This is a genomic window from Streptococcus sp. IsoGale022, from assembly GCF_031142805.1.
GTDB lineage: Bacteria > Bacillota > Bacilli > Lactobacillales > Streptococcaceae > Streptococcus > Streptococcus sanguinis_A.
This window is the reverse complement of the sequence record NZ_JAKZJI010000012.1, coordinates 22,540-39,757: the sequence shown is the minus strand read 5'-3', so window position 1 is coordinate 39,757 and position 17,218 is coordinate 22,540. Positions and strand designations below refer to the sequence as shown.

The 17,218-nt window shown below is 38.4% G+C and carries 14 protein-coding genes and 1 pseudogene; 5 read left to right on the top strand and 10 right to left on the bottom strand.

What is annotated here, in order from left to right; all coding sequences use genetic code 11:
* Positions 1 to 41: 41 nt before the first annotated feature.
* Positions 42 to 689, top strand: a complete 648-nt coding sequence (locus RG608_RS07420) for an HAD family hydrolase (protein ID WP_268687124.1) — start codon at positions 42 to 44, stop codon at positions 687 to 689.
* 135 nt (positions 690 to 824) lie between these two features.
* Here the strand turns inward: RG608_RS07420 and RG608_RS07415 are convergent, their stop codons facing one another.
* From RG608_RS07415 to yfmF, 8 genes are all read right to left on the bottom strand, one after another.
* Positions 825 to 1,415, bottom strand: a complete 591-nt coding sequence (locus RG608_RS07415) for a LysM peptidoglycan-binding domain-containing protein (RefSeq protein WP_002894257.1) — start codon at positions 1,413 to 1,415, stop codon at positions 825 to 827.
* Between the two features lie 210 nt (positions 1,416 to 1,625).
* Complete coding sequence (locus tag RG608_RS07410; RefSeq protein ID WP_308946787.1) at positions 1,626 to 2,420, bottom strand: energy-coupling factor transporter transmembrane protein EcfT; 795 nt, start codon at positions 2,418 to 2,420, stop codon at positions 1,626 to 1,628.
* Positions 2,413 to 3,252, bottom strand: coding sequence for an energy-coupling factor ABC transporter ATP-binding protein (locus RG608_RS07405; protein ID WP_268687123.1), 840 nt, complete (start codon positions 3,250 to 3,252; stop codon positions 2,413 to 2,415). The genes RG608_RS07410 and RG608_RS07405 overlap by 8 nt, the downstream gene beginning before the upstream one ends.
* The gene (locus RG608_RS07400; RefSeq protein ID WP_268687122.1) at positions 3,228 to 4,064 is read right to left on the bottom strand and encodes an energy-coupling factor ABC transporter ATP-binding protein; all 837 of its coding nucleotides are present in this window, start codon (positions 4,062 to 4,064) and stop codon (positions 3,228 to 3,230) included. The genes RG608_RS07405 and RG608_RS07400 overlap by 25 nt, the downstream gene beginning before the upstream one ends.
* 1 nt (position 4,065) lies before the next feature.
* The gene (pgsA, locus tag RG608_RS07395) at positions 4,066 to 4,605 is read right to left on the bottom strand and encodes a CDP-diacylglycerol--glycerol-3-phosphate 3-phosphatidyltransferase (protein ID WP_002899412.1); all 540 of its coding nucleotides are present in this window, start codon (positions 4,603 to 4,605) and stop codon (positions 4,066 to 4,068) included.
* A 16-nt stretch (positions 4,606 to 4,621) separates the two neighbouring features.
* The gene (gene rodZ, locus RG608_RS07390; RefSeq protein ID WP_268687121.1) at positions 4,622 to 5,476 is read right to left on the bottom strand and encodes a cytoskeleton protein RodZ; all 855 of its coding nucleotides are present in this window, start codon (positions 5,474 to 5,476) and stop codon (positions 4,622 to 4,624) included.
* Between the two features lie 33 nt (positions 5,477 to 5,509).
* Positions 5,510 to 6,805 (bottom strand): EF-P 5-aminopentanol modification-associated protein YfmH, encoded by a 1,296-nt coding sequence (gene yfmH, locus RG608_RS07385; protein ID WP_308946786.1) that lies wholly within the window; start codon positions 6,803 to 6,805, stop codon positions 5,510 to 5,512.
* Complete coding sequence (gene yfmF / locus RG608_RS07380) at positions 6,805 to 8,052, bottom strand: EF-P 5-aminopentanol modification-associated protein YfmF (RefSeq protein ID WP_308946785.1); 1,248 nt, start codon at positions 8,050 to 8,052, stop codon at positions 6,805 to 6,807. Before yfmF ends, yfmH begins: the two co-directional genes overlap by 1 nt.
* A 187-nt stretch (positions 8,053 to 8,239) precedes the next feature.
* Here yfmF and yaaA point away from each other — a divergent pair.
* A pseudogene (gene yaaA, locus RG608_RS07375) lies at positions 8,240 to 8,638 on the top strand (S4 domain-containing protein YaaA).
* Between the two features lie 2 nt (positions 8,639 to 8,640).
* On the top strand, positions 8,641 to 9,735 hold the full coding sequence (recF, locus tag RG608_RS07370; protein WP_268687117.1) for a DNA replication/repair protein RecF: 1,095 nt from the start codon (positions 8,641 to 8,643) through the stop codon (positions 9,733 to 9,735).
* 180 nt (positions 9,736 to 9,915) lie between these two features.
* On the opposite strand, the gene guaB is transcribed toward recF, so the two are convergent.
* Together guaB and trpS are read right to left on the bottom strand one after the other, a co-directional pair.
* On the bottom strand, positions 9,916 to 11,397 hold the full coding sequence (guaB, locus tag RG608_RS07365; RefSeq protein ID WP_049553055.1) for an IMP dehydrogenase: 1,482 nt from the start codon (positions 11,395 to 11,397) through the stop codon (positions 9,916 to 9,918).
* Positions 11,398 to 11,601: 204 nt separating this feature from the next.
* Entirely contained in the window at positions 11,602 to 12,627 is a 1,026-nt protein-coding gene (gene trpS / locus RG608_RS07360; RefSeq protein WP_002928591.1) for a tryptophan--tRNA ligase, read from the bottom strand.
* Between the two features lie 290 nt (positions 12,628 to 12,917).
* On the opposite strand from trpS, the gene RG608_RS07355 reads away from it, so the two are divergent.
* Entirely contained in the window at positions 12,918 to 14,540 is a 1,623-nt protein-coding gene (locus RG608_RS07355; RefSeq protein WP_268687116.1) for an ATP-binding cassette domain-containing protein, read from the top strand.
* 75 nt (positions 14,541 to 14,615) lie between these two features.
* Complete coding sequence (locus tag RG608_RS07350; RefSeq protein WP_268687115.1) at positions 14,616 to 17,201, top strand: YfhO family protein; 2,586 nt, start codon at positions 14,616 to 14,618, stop codon at positions 17,199 to 17,201.
* The last annotated feature ends 17 nt before the right edge of the window (positions 17,202 to 17,218 follow it).

Below are 17,218 nucleotides of genomic sequence, written 5' to 3'. Positions count from 1 at the left end.
TTTGTCAAGTAGATTTACTAGATAGTAAACAAGGAGACAAGATGAGTCATTTGAAATATATCTTCTTTGATTTGGATGGAACCCTAGTTGACAGTTCAAAGGGCATCCAAGAATCCTTTGAATACAGCTTCAAACAACTTGGAAAAGAGTGCCCTGAAGAAAGTATCATCAAAAGTTTTATGGGGCCGCCTCTGGAAGTAAGCTTCGCCTCTGTTCTTGAAGAAAACCAAGTTCCAGAAGCAATTAACTATTACCGCAGCTTCTATAAGGAAAAAGGCATCTGGGGCGTCCGCCTCTATGAGGGGATACCAGAATTGCTAACACAGTTAAAAGAAGCTGGTTATCAGATTTATGTAACAACGAGTAAGAATCAACCCACAGCACAAGATTTATTAGCAAATCTAGCTATCTCTGAGCAATTTGATGATATTTTTGGCTCACTGCCAGATTCATTTCACAAAGCAGATGTTCTGCTCCGAGCTCTGCGAACACTAGATGCAAATCCAGAAGAAACCATAATTATAGGCGATACAAAGTTTGATATAATTGGCGGTAAAGAAGTAGGAATCTCAACTCTAGGAGTCCTTTGGGGCTTTGGCAGCCAAAAAGAGTTACTAGAAAATGGAGCAGATTTCCTGGCTCATTCTCCCAAACACATTTTAAAAATATTAAACGAACACTTTTCATAACTTTACATAGCTGTCAATCTAGATAAGATTGTTATCTTTAAATCTTTATCTACACTACCATTTTCTGCTTATAAATTGTCAATTTTATGTAAACTAAAAAAACCACAGGGATTCTGTGGTTTTTTTAGTTTTATCTTAGTAACCCCAAGCTGAAAGTCCTTGAGCACTATAGGCGCTATATGCTGATTGGATTTGATCATCAACAGTAGCTGTTGAACCCCAACCTGGCATTGTTTGGAAAAGACCACTAGCACCTGAAGGGTTGTAAGCATCTACTTGACCATTTGATTCACGGGCAATGATAGCTTCCCAAGTTGATGCAGGAACACCAGTCATTTCTGCCATACGTGATGCTGCATAAGAACCAGTTGCACCAGCGGTATTACCATTGCTAAGTACAAGGCCTCCTGAAGTTGCTGCTGAATTAGCTGTTGCTGCAGGTGCTGCATAATTATTTACGGGAGTTGCAGTTGCTGCTACGCTTGTTTCAGACGTTTTGGCACTATTTCCAAGTTCCAAGATTTGACCAACACGGATGTGATTTGGATCTGCAATCTTGTTTAACTCTACTAATTTCTCAAGAGTTGTATTTTTTTCGTTAGCAATAGCTGATAAAGTATCACCGGCTTCAACTGTATAGGTCTCAGCATTTGCAATACCTGAAACCAAGAAAGCCGCTGCAGCGACTGCACCTGTTAAAGTCCATTTTGCTGTTTTTTTGTTCATTAAAATGTAATTCTCCTTTCGGTGATAATACTATCTTACACATAAAATATTACCAAAAAGTTACATTACCAAGTCAAACGTTACAAGAACATTTAGTTTAGACGTTAAAAACAGACTTTTAGAGCTTTTTTGCCAAATATTTTCTTTGACCAAGCAAAAAATAGACAAGTTTAACTTATACTATTCTCTAAAAACACTTTAAACAATAGGTCAGTTTTTCAATATATAAAGCAGAACACCTAATATAAGTAAGCTAATAATAGCCAAGCTGTCATTTCTTTTCCATACCAAGCGGCGAAAACGTGTCCGGCCTTCACCTCCATTATAACCGCGCGCTTCCATGGCAATTGCTAGAGCATCTGCCCTTTTAAAACTAGAAGCAAACAAAGGGATTAGAATGGGAATAATAGATTTAACCTTTTGAACAAGCTTTCCCTCGCCAAAGTCAACACCACGCGCCCTCTGGGCGTTCATAATCCGAGTAGTATCATCCATCAACGTTGGAACGAAGCGCAGGCTCATAGAGAGCATCAGACCAATCTCATGTGCTGGCACTTTGAAAACCTTCAGTGGTTTCAACAAAGACTCAACCGCATCGGACAAGCTTAAGGGCGTCGTTGTCAGAGTCAGAAGAGTAGAAAAGAAAATAATCAGAATAAAGCGGCTAAAAATAATTCCAGCCTGTGACAGTCCTAGTTCTGTAATTCTGATAAAAGCGAATCGAAAGATTGTGGCCCCTCCAGAGGTTAAAAACAGCTGGAACAAGGTGGTAAAAGCTATGATAAAAACCATGGACTGGATACCCTTTAAAAAGAACTTCAAAGGAACCTTGGACAGCAAGACCAAACTAAAAACGAAAACAAACAACAGCAGATTGGTCACAAGATTATTAGCCCAGAAAATTAATAGAATAAAAAGAAACATCGCCAGCAACTTGCTCCGCGGATCCAAACGATGGATGATTGAATTTCCGGGAATATAGCGACCTAAAATCAACTTATCCATGCAAGATCTCCTTGAATTCTTCAATTGTAATAGGATAGTGCGAGAAATTCATCCCTTTCTCCGCCAATTCGTGAGCAAATTTTGTAATCTTGGGAACACCCAATTGAATACTCTCCATAAAATCAAGATCCTGAAAGACCTGAGCAGGCTGACCGCTCTTGACGACTCTGCCCTTATCTAAAACATAGACTGTATCAGCAAAGTTGGCTACATCATCCATTAGGTGAGTTACCAAAACAATGGTCATACCGGCTTGATGCAGCTCTTCAAAGAGCCTCATCAGTTCTTTTCGACCGGACGGATCAAGTCCTGCTGTCGGCTCATCCAAAACCAAAATATCAGGTTCCATGGCTAATATACCAGCGATGGCCACCCTGCGCATCTGGCCACCAGAAAGTTCGAAAGGACTGCGATTGAACAAATCCTCAGAAATTCCGACCAAGTGCAGCTTTTCACGCGCCAACGCTTCCGCTTCTTCCTTAGAAACACCAAAATTCTGAGGGCCAAAAGCCACATCTTTCAAAACTGTTTCATCAAAAACTTGACTTTCCGGAAATTGAAAGACCAGACCGACCTTCTTGCGCACCTGTTTAAAGTCTTTATTGACGGAATCAGCCGTGATGACTGTACTGCCTACTTCAACACTACCCTGATTGGGAACCAGCAAGCCATTTAAAAGCTGGAGAATTGTTGACTTACCGCTACCAGTATGACCGATAAGAGCGGTGTAGCTGCCGGATTTTATCTCCAAATCCACTCCAAAAAGCGCTGGTCCCTCAAAAGGGGTGCCAGCTTGATAAGTATAACTTACATTTTTGAGAGTAATGCCCATAGTTGATCCTGCAATTCTTTTTCTGTTAAGTAAGAGTCTGCCAGAGAAAAGCCTGACTGACGTAAAGTCGCTTTTACCTGATTGACAAATGGCTGATCCAATCCTAGCTCTTCTAAATCTTCTCGAGAAAAGAGTTCTCTCGGAGTAGCGGTAGACTCAACCTGCCCTTCTTTCATGACCAAAACACGGTCGCTTAAGGCTATTTCATCCAGGTCATGAGTGATGGAAATGACGGTCAGCTGATTGCTATCTTTAATTTTTTTCACGATCTGGATAAGATCCAAACGTCCCTCTGGATCTAGCATGCTAGTTGCTTCATCCAAAATAATAATATCCGGTCTCAGAGCTACCACACCTGCAACAGCTACCCGCTGTTTTTGCCCTCCGGAAAGACGAGCTGGTTCACGCTCCTTAAAATCCTGCATGCCGACAAGCTCTAATGCCTGCTGGACTCGCTCTACCATCAGATCATAGTCCAGCCCTTGATTTTCCAAACCAAAGGCTACATCGTCTTCTACAGTTGCACCGACAAACTGATTATCTGGATTTTGGAATACCATGCCAATCTGTCGACGCTTTTCCCAGACGTTTTCAGCTATTAGCTTATCGCCTGAGATAATAATATCTCCGCTTTCCGCTTCTAAAAGACCGTCAATTAAACGAACTGTGGTTGATTTTCCGCTGCCATTATGACCGACAATAGACAGCCATTCCCCTTTTTTTACTTGAAAGGAGACATCATTTAAAGTGTAATTCTCAGACTCACTATCGTATTTGTACTTAAGATTTTTTACTTCGATGATATTTTCCATATTATTTAAAGGTATCTTTAAAGAGATAGGCACTTCCCTTGAAGTAGTCATATCCAGAATAAATCGTAAAGATTAAAGCGATATACAGAAGGATTTGTCCTAAGAGAGTCCAATGAATCAGAAGAAAAATTATAGCAAACATCTGCGTGAAGGTCTTGATTTTACCTGGCATGGCAGCTGCTAATACTGTCCCTCCTGTTTCCACTAAAAGCAAGCGCAGACCTGTTACTGCCAATTCCCGGCAAATAATAATAGCTACAACCCAAGCAGGAGCCATTTTCATCTCAATCAACATGATAAAAGCAGACATCACTAAAAGCTTATCAGCCATGGGATCAGCAAATTTACCAAAATTTGTTACTACTTCCCACTTTCGAGCCAAATAGCCATCTAGATAATCAGTTATACTGGCAAAAGCAAATATAAAAGCTGCCAAGATATGCATGGTGTAAGAATGACCGAATGTTAAAATCACAACAAATACAGGGATTAACGCAATTCTAACAAGAGTTAAGGCATTTGGAATATTTTCTTTTTTCATGGGATTCCCTTCGTTTTTATCCTTTCGTAATGTTCAAACTAATGGTTCCACTATCACTAGTCAAAGCCGAAGTATCTAGTTTTTGTCCCTCTATCGTCACAGTTGCTCCTTTAACAGGTGCTAACGTAATAAGATACTTATTGCCTGGCTCAAGAGAAACCGTCTGGCTTGATTTTTCAGGAGATAAGGTGATGCCTTCGGCTAGTTCTGAATCGCTTATGCTTACCAAATTGGTTGTTTGCTCCACAGAAACGGTCACTTTAACAGGCTGACTTGCTCCGCTATACTCAGCAATCAAATTCTCTCCGCTTCCACTAACTGTCAATTTGCTAGCTGAGGAAGAAACTGACTTAGAATCAGCCGAAGAAAAGGAACTCTTCTGACTGTTAGTGCTTGTAGAAGATACCAGACTATAATTGCTGTCAGATGCTTTGAAACTTACCGAATTAGTATGAGCATAGCTCCAGATATAATAAGCTACGAAAGCAGCAATAGCTGAAGCCAACAAGAGAAAATAGAATAAGGGCAGAAAAGAGCTTTTATTTTTATTTTTTCTGCTCCTGAATTCCTCATCTGCTGCCAGTGCCACTTCATCAAAGACAATCATCTCACCAGCTTCGTAAGCCTCCAGAATAATAGACTCATCCAAATCTACAGCCCAAGCATATTTCCGCAAGAAGCTACGGGCATAGAAAGGACTAGGAAGCAAATCATAGTCATTTCGTTCCAGCGCTTCCAGCAAATCCTGCTGGATATCTGTCTTTTTTGACAATTCCTCTAAGCTCAGCCCTTGATTGGTCCGGGCAAGCTTCAACACTTCTCCTATCGTTTTTTTTCTCATACGTACTTTTCCCTTATTTCTATTCTTCACTATTTTAACAAAATTTTAAAAACGATTCTGGAATTATTTTGGAAAAATAGTAAAATCTGTCATATCACACTGATCGATAAAACGATGACCTAGTTTTATCACATCATTCAGGTTGATGTCCTGTAAAATTTTCGGCAAATCAAACAGATTCTCACCCGTCAAATGCGGTTCATACTGGGTTGCAATATACTCAAGCGAGTTTAAACCATGCAGAAAATCACCAAACATCTCACTTTTAATCGTATCCAAATGCTCTTCTGTCACATCCGGATCCTTGTCAAAATTCTTGATGGCTGAGCGAAATTGATGAGAAAGTCCCACCGGTTCCTGAGTATCCATCGTCAGCATGACAAAGTGAAAATCTTTTTCTACTTCCACTTCCAACGTTAAAGAATTATCCATTTTCCCACTCTCATAGAGGGACTGAAAACGCTTGGAAGTCCAGCCAAACATCATGGCAAATAAGAGTTTCAAAGTGATTTTATAGCGATACAACTCCGATTCATCAACAAAGTCTGTCCCTCGAATCCCAACTGCCAGTTTTGGACTAGCCACCTCCATTCGGTAGGTGTCTGTTGACACCACTGGGTGAAGGCTAACAGGAATTTTTTCAATAGATTCCAAACTCCCAGCAAAAACTAGTTTTTTCTGCTGTTCAGCAATCTCTGCAGCTATCTGTTCCAAATCAAAATTACCAATCACAAACAAAGTCATATTAGAAGGATGATAAAAGTTACTGAAATTTTCCTTCAATTTTTCAACAGTAATTTCAGAGATAGACTCTTTCGTTCCTGCAATATCTTCTGCCAGAGGTGTTTGAGGATAGAGATTGGCCAAGGCTCCAAAAAAGAGACGATAATCTGGATTATCCTGATACATCTCAATTTCTTGGCCGATAATATCCTGTTCCCGCAAAATAGATTCTTTTGTGAAATCAACCCGATGGACCAGTTCTTGCAAAAGATGTAGGTTTTCTGAAATATTATCCGTTGCTGAAAATAAATAGCTAGTCCGAGTAAAGCTTGTAAAGGCATTGCTCTCAGCCCCTAGCTTCGTAAATTCCAGCAGCAGATCCTTTCCCTGCGGGCCTTCAAAAAGCTTATGTTCCAAAAAATGAGCTATTCCCGCCGGATACTGAGTGACCTGCTTGGTTTCACGTGAAACAATCCCTGTATCCACTGAACCAAAATTAGTTGAGATAATCCCATAAGTTTCATTAAAATCATTTTTAGGCAGAAGAAAAACACGCAAACCATTTGCCAAGACTGTCTGATAAACAGTTTCTCCCACTGCTGAATAATTGATTATTTCTAGCACTTCTCCCTGCATTATTTTCCTTCCATAAAGTAAATAGCTTGTAATTTTAAGAGACCAGCTGCTTTGACAATATCATCTTTATGAACCTGTTCCAAAGCTTCCAGCCAAGCTTCAAGAGATAAGAATTTTTTCCCTAAAACAGAAGACATATAAGCTCTCTCTAAGATTGTATTCTGTCGATCCTGAGCTAACAATACCGAATTTCTCAGCATTTTCTTGGTTTGATTCAGTTCTTCCAGACTAAAATTCCCACGCTTCAAATCAACAATTTGCCGGTTGATTAAAGCAACTGTTCTGGTCCGATTGATGCGGTCAATACCAGCGTAAATTCGCATCATTCCTGAAAAAATATCAAAATTGCTAGAAATTGTATAAGCCAGCCCTTCCTTTTCACGAAGATTGACAAATAATTTCGAATGGGCAAAGCCACCTAGCAAAGCATTTAAAACGACCAAAGGCAGGTGTTCACTCTCTCCGTACTGAATAGGGAAGTGATAGCCCAACTCAATAATTGACTGATGCACATCCTTCTGCTCCAGTCCTTCTCGCAAAACATTGGAATATTCTTGCTGATAAACTAACTGAAGTTCTTGCTGGCGAGGCGCAAAATTGAAAGATTGAATTTTCTCCCGAACAGCCACTTCATTAAAGTCCCCAATAAAGAAAAAGTCAATCTGATTTTCCTGAAGCATCTGCTGAAAAGCAGCAAAACTGCTTGCAGCTGTCTCTTTCTGAATTAATTCAATCGTCCCAACACGAGGCATCTGCATTTCCTCTTCTTCATAAAAGAGTTTATCTAATTCTCGATGAGCATGATAAAAATGATTCTCAATTTCAGCTTCCAAATCATTCAAGATATTTTTCTTCTCAATTTCAAAAGCAGATTCATCAAAAGCGTCCTGACTTACCAATGGAGAAAACAAGCTGGCTTTCAAAAAATCAAGCATGGCATCTGTTAGGACATTTTTACGACTCAAAAATTTATCCCGCACAAAAGAAAGATTGATATCTAAATAATGGACCAATCCTCTCCTTGAAAGACTCGTAGAATAATCAGCACCATACAAATTGGCCAAACGTTCTCTGAAGGCTTGCGAAGTAGGATAAACCGCATTGACAGTTTCTAGCATACTGGCTGTTAAAACCCGACCAGCTACTGTTTCTTTGGACATAGGCGCTGAAAAACGAACCCTAATTTTATTTGTTTTAAATTTTTCTGATTGAATAAAATGGAGACGAACTCCTTTAGTGATTTCCATGACGCCCCTCATACTGAATAATATAGACTACTATTATATCATGAAATGCCTCTGATTTGTTTGTTCTACCAAGCTTTTTGCTGATTAAAACGTTTTCTTATAACAGGAGAAAATTTCCGATTTTATCCAAAGCACCTCAGCACTTTTTACTAACAAATATGGTATAATGACAGGGTTGAGGTGAAATATGGAATACAAATTATTTGATGACTACATCACGCTACAAGCACTTTTAAAAGAAACAGGAATTATCCAAAGCGGCGGAGCAATTAAAACATTTCTAAGTGAATATCCAGTCCTTTTTAATGGCGAACCAGAAAACCGCCGGGGGAAAAAACTCCGTGTCAATGATAGGATCTCCCTTCCTGAGCAAGGAATTGAAATTAACCTGACAGCTCCTAGTCAAGAAGAAATTCTGCAACACCAAGAGGAAATGGCAGAAAAAAAAACGAGTTGCTGAACTTGTCAAAGCTATGAATAGGGATTTTAAAAAAATCAGACTTCTAAAAAAGAAAAGCTTAAGAATACAGGGCTACCTAAAAAGCAGAAAACTACTAAAAGCCCTGTTCGCTTCCCTGGTATCTAATCATGTGGCTGCAATCATTAAAAATCAAGCATTTCCGAAATTATCAGGAAGCTGATATTGACTTCCATCCTGGCTTAAATGTCTTTCTAGGCCAGAACGCACAAGGTAAAACCAATATTTTAGAAGCTGTTTATTTCCTAGCCTTGACAAGAAGCCACCGCACACGCTCAGATAAGGATCTGATTCATTTTACAGAAAATGAACTCCTTGTCTCTGGTATCTTAGAAAAAAAGACTGGTAAAGTTCCCCTTGACATTAACTTGACACCAAAAGGTCGGATCACAAAAGTCAACCACTTGAAGCAAAGTAAACTATCAGACTACATTGGAACTATGAATGTTGTTATTTTTGCTCCTGAAGATTTACAGTTGATTAAAGGTTCCCCCAGTCTACGTCGTAAATTTATAGACATTGAGCTTGGACAAATCAAGCCTGTCTATCTATCAGATTTATCCAATTACAACCATGTCCTCAAACAACGCAATACCTATCTGAAAGCTAATGACAAAGTTGATGAAACCTTCTTGACTGTTCTTGATGAGCAGCTGGTTGACTATGGCTGTCGTGTCATAAGGCATCGGTTGGATTTTTTGCAAAAATTAGAAAGCTTTGCTCAAGACAAGTACTGGGACATTTCTCAAAATTTGGAAGAATTGACTGTCAAGTATCTGTCATCTATTCCTTTACACCAAATTGACAATTTAGAAGAAACCTACTGCTCTTCCTTATTAAGCAGCCGTAAACGTGACCTATTCAAAAAAAATACAGGTGTTGGTCCCCATCGTGATGATATTGCTTTTTTTATCAACCAGATGGATGCCAACTTTGGTAGTCAAGGTCAGCATCGCAGTCTTGTTTTATCACTGAAACTAGCCGAAATCAAGTTAATAGAAAGCATTACAAAGGAAACACCTATTTTATTGCTTGACGATGTAATGAGCGAACTTGACAATAACCGTCAACTAAAATTATTAGAAACTATCTCTCAGGATATTCAAACTTTCATCACTACAACAACTTTAGAACATTTAAAAAATCTTCCACAAGATATAAAAATTTTCACCATCCAACAAGGACAAATTATATCTCAATCCTAGCATTACATGAGATTTACGTTTTTGTAAATTTAATTTACAAAAACTTGCTTATGCTGTAAATGAATTATATCGAATTGTTGTTAGAACAGCTTTTATAGCCTTTTGAATTGTAAAAATATGTCAATTTAAATCGTAAATTTAAAAAGAGGTTGGGAAAAATTCCCGACCTCGTTTTATTTTTTATTGAACTGAATAGTTAGGGGCTTCATTTGTAATTTGCACATCATGAGGGTGGCTTTCCTTCAATCCAGCACCACTCATTTCAATAAACTGAGCATTATCGTGAAGTTCTTGCAGATTTGCAGCACCAACATAACCCATACCAGATCGGATACCACCCAGCATCTGGAAGACAATATCTGCAGCAGCTCCCTTGTATGCCACACGACCTTCAATTCCTTCTGGAACTAGCTTATTCGCTTCATTGACAGAACCTTGGAAGTAACGGTCACTAGAGCCCTTCTTCATAGCGGCGATAGATCCCATTCCACGGTAAGTCTTAAATTTCCGACCTTGGAAGATTTCTGTCTCACCTGGCGCTTCGTCTGTTCCTGCAAACATTGAACCCAGCATAACAGCATTTCCACCAGCAGCCAAGGCTTTGACAATATCTCCGGAATACTTGATTCCACCATCAGCAATGATGGTTTTTCCATATTCACGCGCTACAGCAGCTGCATCATAAATAGCCGTTACTTGAGGAACACCAACACCAGCAATGACACGGGTTGTGCAGATAGAACCTGGGCCAATTCCGACCTTAACAACATCCACACCTGCTTCATAGAGAGCGCGTGCACCTTCAGCAGTTGCAATATTTCCAGCAATCAAGGTGCGATCAGGGAAATGAGCACGAATCTCTGCAATCTTACGCAAAACTCCAGCTGAGTGGCCATGTGCAGTATCAATAACAATCGCATCTGCACCCGCTTCAAAGAGAGCTTCCGCACGTTCGAAAGTATCTGAAGTAACACCGACAGCACCAGCTACCAAGAGACGGCCAAACTCATCTTTAGCAGCATTTGGAAACTCAATAACCTTTTCAATATCTTTAATGGTAATCAAACCTGAAAGGCAGCCTTTTTCATCAACCAAAGGCAATTTTTCAATCCGGTGCTCCTGCAAAATGCGCTCTGCAGTTCCCAAATCTGTTCCAACAGGCGCCGTTACAAGATTCTCACTAGTCATATGACGAGAAATAGGCTGGTCATAGTCAGAAATAAAACGCAAATCACGATTGGTCAAAATCCCTACTAACTTACGATTTTCAAGAGTTTCTACAACAGGAACACCACTGATACGGTAGCGTCCCATCAACTCATCCGCTTCAGCAATGGTATGCTCAGGTGTTAGGAAAAAAGGATCAATAATAACGCCATTCTCAGAACGTTTAACCTTTCGAACTTCATCAGCCTGTTGCTCAATAGACATATTTTTGTGGATAACTCCAAGACCGCCGGCACGGGCAATAGCGATAGCCATCTGACTCTCTGTAACAGTGTCCATGGCAGCAGTAATGATTGGGATATTTAAAGTCAGATTCTCAGCAAGCTTGGTACTCAAATCAGCATCGTTGGGCAGTACATGGCTTTCAGCTGGAATCAGCAGTACATCATCAAAGGTAAAACCTTTTTTCAAAAATTTAGTGTCCCAGTTAGACATCCACAGTTTCCTCTTTTCCTTTTTATTAAACTAATACCCAAAGAGAATCGAAGTTCAGTTTTCTTTGAATAAGAGCTGGTTTTTTTGTTGTTAATATCATACCATTCTATAGGAAATTGTCAATCATTATTACACAAAAAATAAAAACCATCATTTTTGAAACTAAAAACGATAGTTTTTGTGATTTATAATCAATAATGTTCGTTATTTAAAATAATTAATCCCCATCGCAGACTTCACTTCTGAAAGAGTCTGAGCGGCAGTCTGACGGGCCTTATCGCATCCTTCTTGCAGCATCTGATAGACCTGTCCCATGTCTTTAGCGAACTCGACACGACGCTCACGAATAGGACCTAACTCTCGCTCTAAAATTTCTAACAGATAGCGTTTGGTTTTGACATCTCCCAGACCACCTCTTTGATAATGCTCTTTCATTGCAGCAATATCAGCAGCATCTTCTGGGCGGCCAAAAACATCCAAATAATGAAAGACCATATTTCCCTCAATTTTTCCAGGATCTTCCACTCTGATATGATTAGGATCTGTATACATGCTCATGACTTTCTTTTGCAGAATATCCATATCATCAGCCAAATAAATGCCGTTATTGAGAGACTTAGACATCTTAGCATTGCCATCCAATCCAGGCAAACGTCCAGCTGCTTCGTTTTCAGGATAAATCCCTTCCGGTTCTACCAAAACATCTGTCTGATAAGCGTGGTTAAAGGAACGAACAATTTCCCGAGTCTGCTCAATCATAGGCTTTTGATCATGTCCTACCGGTACAAAATTAGCCTTGAAAGCAGTAATATCAGCTGCCTGAGAAATTGGATAAACTAAAAATCCAGTCGGCAAACTTTCACCAAATCCTTTTTGTGCAATCTCAGTCTTGACAGTAGGATTACGCTCAAGACGAGCCAATGACACCAAATTCATGTAATACATTGACAACTCTGCCAACTCAGGAATCTGACTTTGAATAAAAATAGTCACCTTTTCAGGATCCAATCCAGCCGCTAGATAATCCAAAGCTACATTCCCAATGGACTCAACAATTGTCTGAGGGTCCTTTGCATGATCTGTCAAAGCTTGCTGATCAGCCAAAAATACAAACATCTCATATTTACCCTGATCCTGCAAAAGCACGCGGTTCCGTAAACTTCCTACATAATGACCAATATGCAATTTTCCTGTTGGACGATCTCCTGTTAAAATAATTGGTTTAGTCATTTATTACTCCTCAATGTATAATGAGTTCATTATATCATTTTCAATGAAAATGAGAAAGAAGTTTCTAGAAAAAAGCTAAAATTCCAGTTTTTACAGCTTGATTGACATCCCTTTACAATATTTGTAAACTTAATTGACAAACTATTCTATCTATAAAACCTAAAAATATTAGTTCATTCTATTCTCCTTTTTTCTTTCTGCTTTGATTTTTTCTTTTTATCTCAGAATTATTTGAAAAAAGTTCTGTTTTCTAGTAAAATGAAGAAGATTATATATATAGGAGAAAGACATTGCTTACAGTATCAGATGTATCACTGCGTTTCAGTGACCGAAAATTGTTTGATGAAGTCAACATCAAATTTACAGAAGGAAATACTTATGGATTGATTGGAGCTAACGGCGCTGGAAAATCAACCTTTTTAAAAATTTTAGCTGGCGATATTGAGCCAACAACAGGCCACATTTCTCTAGGACCAAATGAACGTCTTTCAGTCCTTCGCCAGAACCACTTTGACTATGAAGAAGAACGGGTTATTGATGTTGTAATCATGGGAAATGAGCATCTCTACAACATCATGAAAGAAAAAGATGCTATTTATATGAAGCCTGATTTTTCTGATGAAGATGGTGTACGTGCGGCCGAGCTTGAGGGAGAGTTTGCTGAACTAGGTGGCTGGGAAGCTGAAAGTGAAGCCTCTCAATTATTGCAAAATCTCAATATTCCGGAAGATCTTCACTACCAAAATATGAGCGAGCTTTCTAACGGAGACAAGGTCAAAGTACTCTTAGCCAAAGCCCTTTTTGGTAAACCTGATGTCTTACTTCTGGACGAACCAACTAACGGTTTAGATATTCAGTCTATTACTTGGTTGGAAGACTTTCTTATCGATTTTGATAATACAGTTATTGTTGTATCCCACGACCGTCACTTTTTGAATAAAGTCTGCACTCATATGGCCGACCTTGACTTTGGAAAAATCAAACTCTATGTCGGAAACTATGATTTCTGGAAAGAATCAAGCGAACTAGCGGCTAAGCTTCTAGCTGACCGAAATGCCAAAGCAGAAGAAAAAATCAAGCAACTTCAAGAATTTGTTGCTCGCTTTTCTGCCAATGCTTCGAAATCAAAACAAGCAACTTCTCGTAAAAAGATGCTTGACAAGATTGAATTAGAAGAAATTGTTCCATCTAGCCGTAAATACCCATTTATCAGCTTTAAAGCAGAACGTGAAATTGGTAATGATCTCTTGACAGTGGAAAACCTTTCTGTCAAGATAGACGGAGAAACTATTCTTGATAATATTAACTTCATTTTACGTCCTGGCGATAAAACAGCTTTGATTGGCCAAAACGATATCCAAACAACAGCTTTGGTTCGTGCCTTGATGGGTGATATTGAGTATGAAGGAACTGTCAAGTGGGGTGTCACAACCAGTCAATCTTACCTACCAAAAGATAATTCTCGTGACTTTGCTAGTGGTGAATCAATCCTTGACTGGCTGCGTCAATTTGCTAGCAAAGAAGAGGATGACAACACCTTCCTTCGAGGATTCCTTGGGCGCATGCTTTTCTCTGGAGATGAGGTTAACAAGTCTGTCAATGTCTTGTCAGGAGGAGAAAAAGTCCGGGTTATGTTATCTAAGTTGATGTTGCTTAAATCCAACGTTTTAGTCTTGGACGATCCAACCAATCACTTAGATTTGGAATCAATCTCCAGCTTAAATGATGGCTTGAAAAATTTCAAAGGATCCATTATTTTTGCCAGTCATGACCATGAATTTATTCAAACCTTGGCTAACCACATCATTGTTCTGTCTAAAAATGGTGTCATTGACCGTATTGACGAAACCTATGATGAATTCTTGGAAAATCAGGAAGTTCAGGCAAAAGTCAAAGAACTTTGGAAAGATTAATCCCTTGTCAATTTACGTTTACAAAGCTTTACAGAGGCATGAAACAACGTTTCTGCCTCTTTCTATATAAGAAATATGAATCACATTAAAGAATATTTTAAAAAAAATTGGCCTTATTTTTGTGCCTTCTTTCTTCCATTTTTCATCATGTTCTTTGTCTACTTGATGTACGGAATTTACTGGAATAGCGAAACGTCTCCCTTGCTTGGTGACGGCTTTCATCAGTATGTCATTTTTGACACCAACCTAAGAAATATCCTTCATGGCACAGATAGTATTTTCTATACTTTCTCTAGTGGACTTGGGCAGAATTTCTATGCTTTATCCAGTTATTATTTAGGTAGCTTCTTATCTCCCTTGGTTTATTTCTTTGATTTGAAATCAATGCCAGATGCCGTCTATCTATTTACCTTAATCAAGTTTGGATTAATTGGACTCTCTACCTTTATCAGTATCAAAGGAATATTCAAAAAGATTCCAGCTTTACTCATCATCACTCTTTCAACTTCATTTTCTTTAATGAGTTTTTCGGTCAGTCAATTGGAAATTAAAACCTGGTTGGATGTGTTTATCCTTGCACCTTTGATTGTGCTAGGTTTACATAGATTGATAACTGGAAAAGGCAGAGTACTATACTTTACAACACTGTCAATCCTCTTCATCCAAAATTATTATTTTGGTTATATGATGGCGATCTTTTTGGTCTTTTGGTACCTTCTTCAATTATCTTGGGATTTCAAAAATAGAATTAAAAGTTTACTTGACTTTACAGTCGTATCTGCTTTAGCAGGTCTGACTAGCCTAATCATGATCCTGCCAACTTACCTAGACATAAGCACTCATGGTGAAACATTAACAAAAGTTTCTTCTTTGTTGACAGAAAAAAGTTGGTTCTTAGATGTATTTGCTAAAAATTTTATTGGCAGTTTTGATACAACCAAGTATGGTTCCATCCCTATGATTTATGTCGGCACCTTCCCCTTGATTCTGGCTATCTTATTTTTCACCTTAAAATCTGTTAAGTTTCACGTGAAACTTTGCTACTTTTTACTCATTTCAATTTTCATAGCTAGTTTTTATCTTCAATATTTAGACTTACTTTGGCAGGGAATGCATGCACCGAACATGTTTCTTCACCGTTATTCTTGGCTATTTTCTCTGGTAGTTATCTATATGGCTGCTGAGACTTTAAATCGTTGGAAAGACGTGAAATTAATAAATGTTGCCATTAGTTTCATTTTGCTCAGCCTTGGATTCATTCTTACTTTTATTCAGAGAAAACATTATGACTTTTTAGGTCCTGAGAATTATATTCTAACATTAGAATTTCTGCTGGCTTATCTCTTGATTAGTTTTGTCTTAGCAAAATCTTCTATTCAACCAAAAATCATTCTCCCTGTCTTGCTCTTCTTTGTTACTTTTGAATTGTCACTTAATTCCTACTATCAAGTTGGAGGAATTGCTAAAGAATGGGTATTTGCCACTCGTTCATCTTATGCTAGCCACCTTGACGAGATTGACAAGCTTGTCAATTATTCCAAAAAGGAAAATATTGACTTTTTTAGAACTGAAAGATTGAATCCACAAACGGGAAATGACAGTATGAAATTCAACTACAATGGAATTTCCCAGTTCTCATCTGTTCGAAATACTCAGGCAAGTTCTACTTTAGATAAACTTGGTTTTAAATCAGCAGGAACAAATCTGAATCTCCGTTATCAAAACAACAGTATTTTAATGGACAGTATTTTTGGTGTTCGCTACAATCTATCTGAAACAGATCCTCAAAAATTTGGTTTTCTTCCTGAGAAAACTGAAAAAGAAATGTCCCTCTACCAAAATGATGCTGCACTTGGTTTAGCTTTTCTGACCAATGATATTTACCATGATGTAAAGTTTACAAACTTGACTTTAGATAATCAGACAGAATTTTTGAATCAATTGACTGGCTTTGATTTTAAATATTATGATAAAGTAGATGCTATAACTACTAATGAAAATGTCAAGCAAATTGGTAACAGAGTGACTGTGGATGTTGACAGAGAGCATAATACAAGCTTTGCTAGTGTAATCTATACTGTCAATGTACCTGCTAACAGCCAACTATATGTCAATGTAGCTGGGATTGATTTTAGTAATGATGATCAGACAGATGTTGACATTACTGTCAATAACTTTACAGAACGTTATACAACTAATAATGTTTTTCCTTTCTTTAATGCTGGCCATTTCAGTCAAAGTCAAACAGTATCTATTCGCTTTACATTCCCAGACAATTCAACAGTTTCATTTGATACGCCAGAATTTTTTGTCGTTAATACTGAGCAATATCAAAATGTCATTCAAAAATTAAAAGAGCAGCCCGTTTCCACAACTACTGATTTAAACACAGTAAAAACAAACTATAGAGCGGAAAGGGATACTTCATTATTCTTTACCATTCCTTATGATAAGGGATGGTCAGCCACTCTTAACGGGAAGCCTGTCACACTAAAACGAGCTCAAAATGGCTTTATGAAATTAGATGTGAAAAAAGGAGAAGGAAATGTTGTCCTCACTTTCATTCCTAATGGACTGAAAGAAGGTGGCATTGCCTTTATATCTGGCATAATCTTATTTGTTTACTATAATTTTCTACGTAGGAAACGACAGAGAATATAAATATATCAAAAATCAGA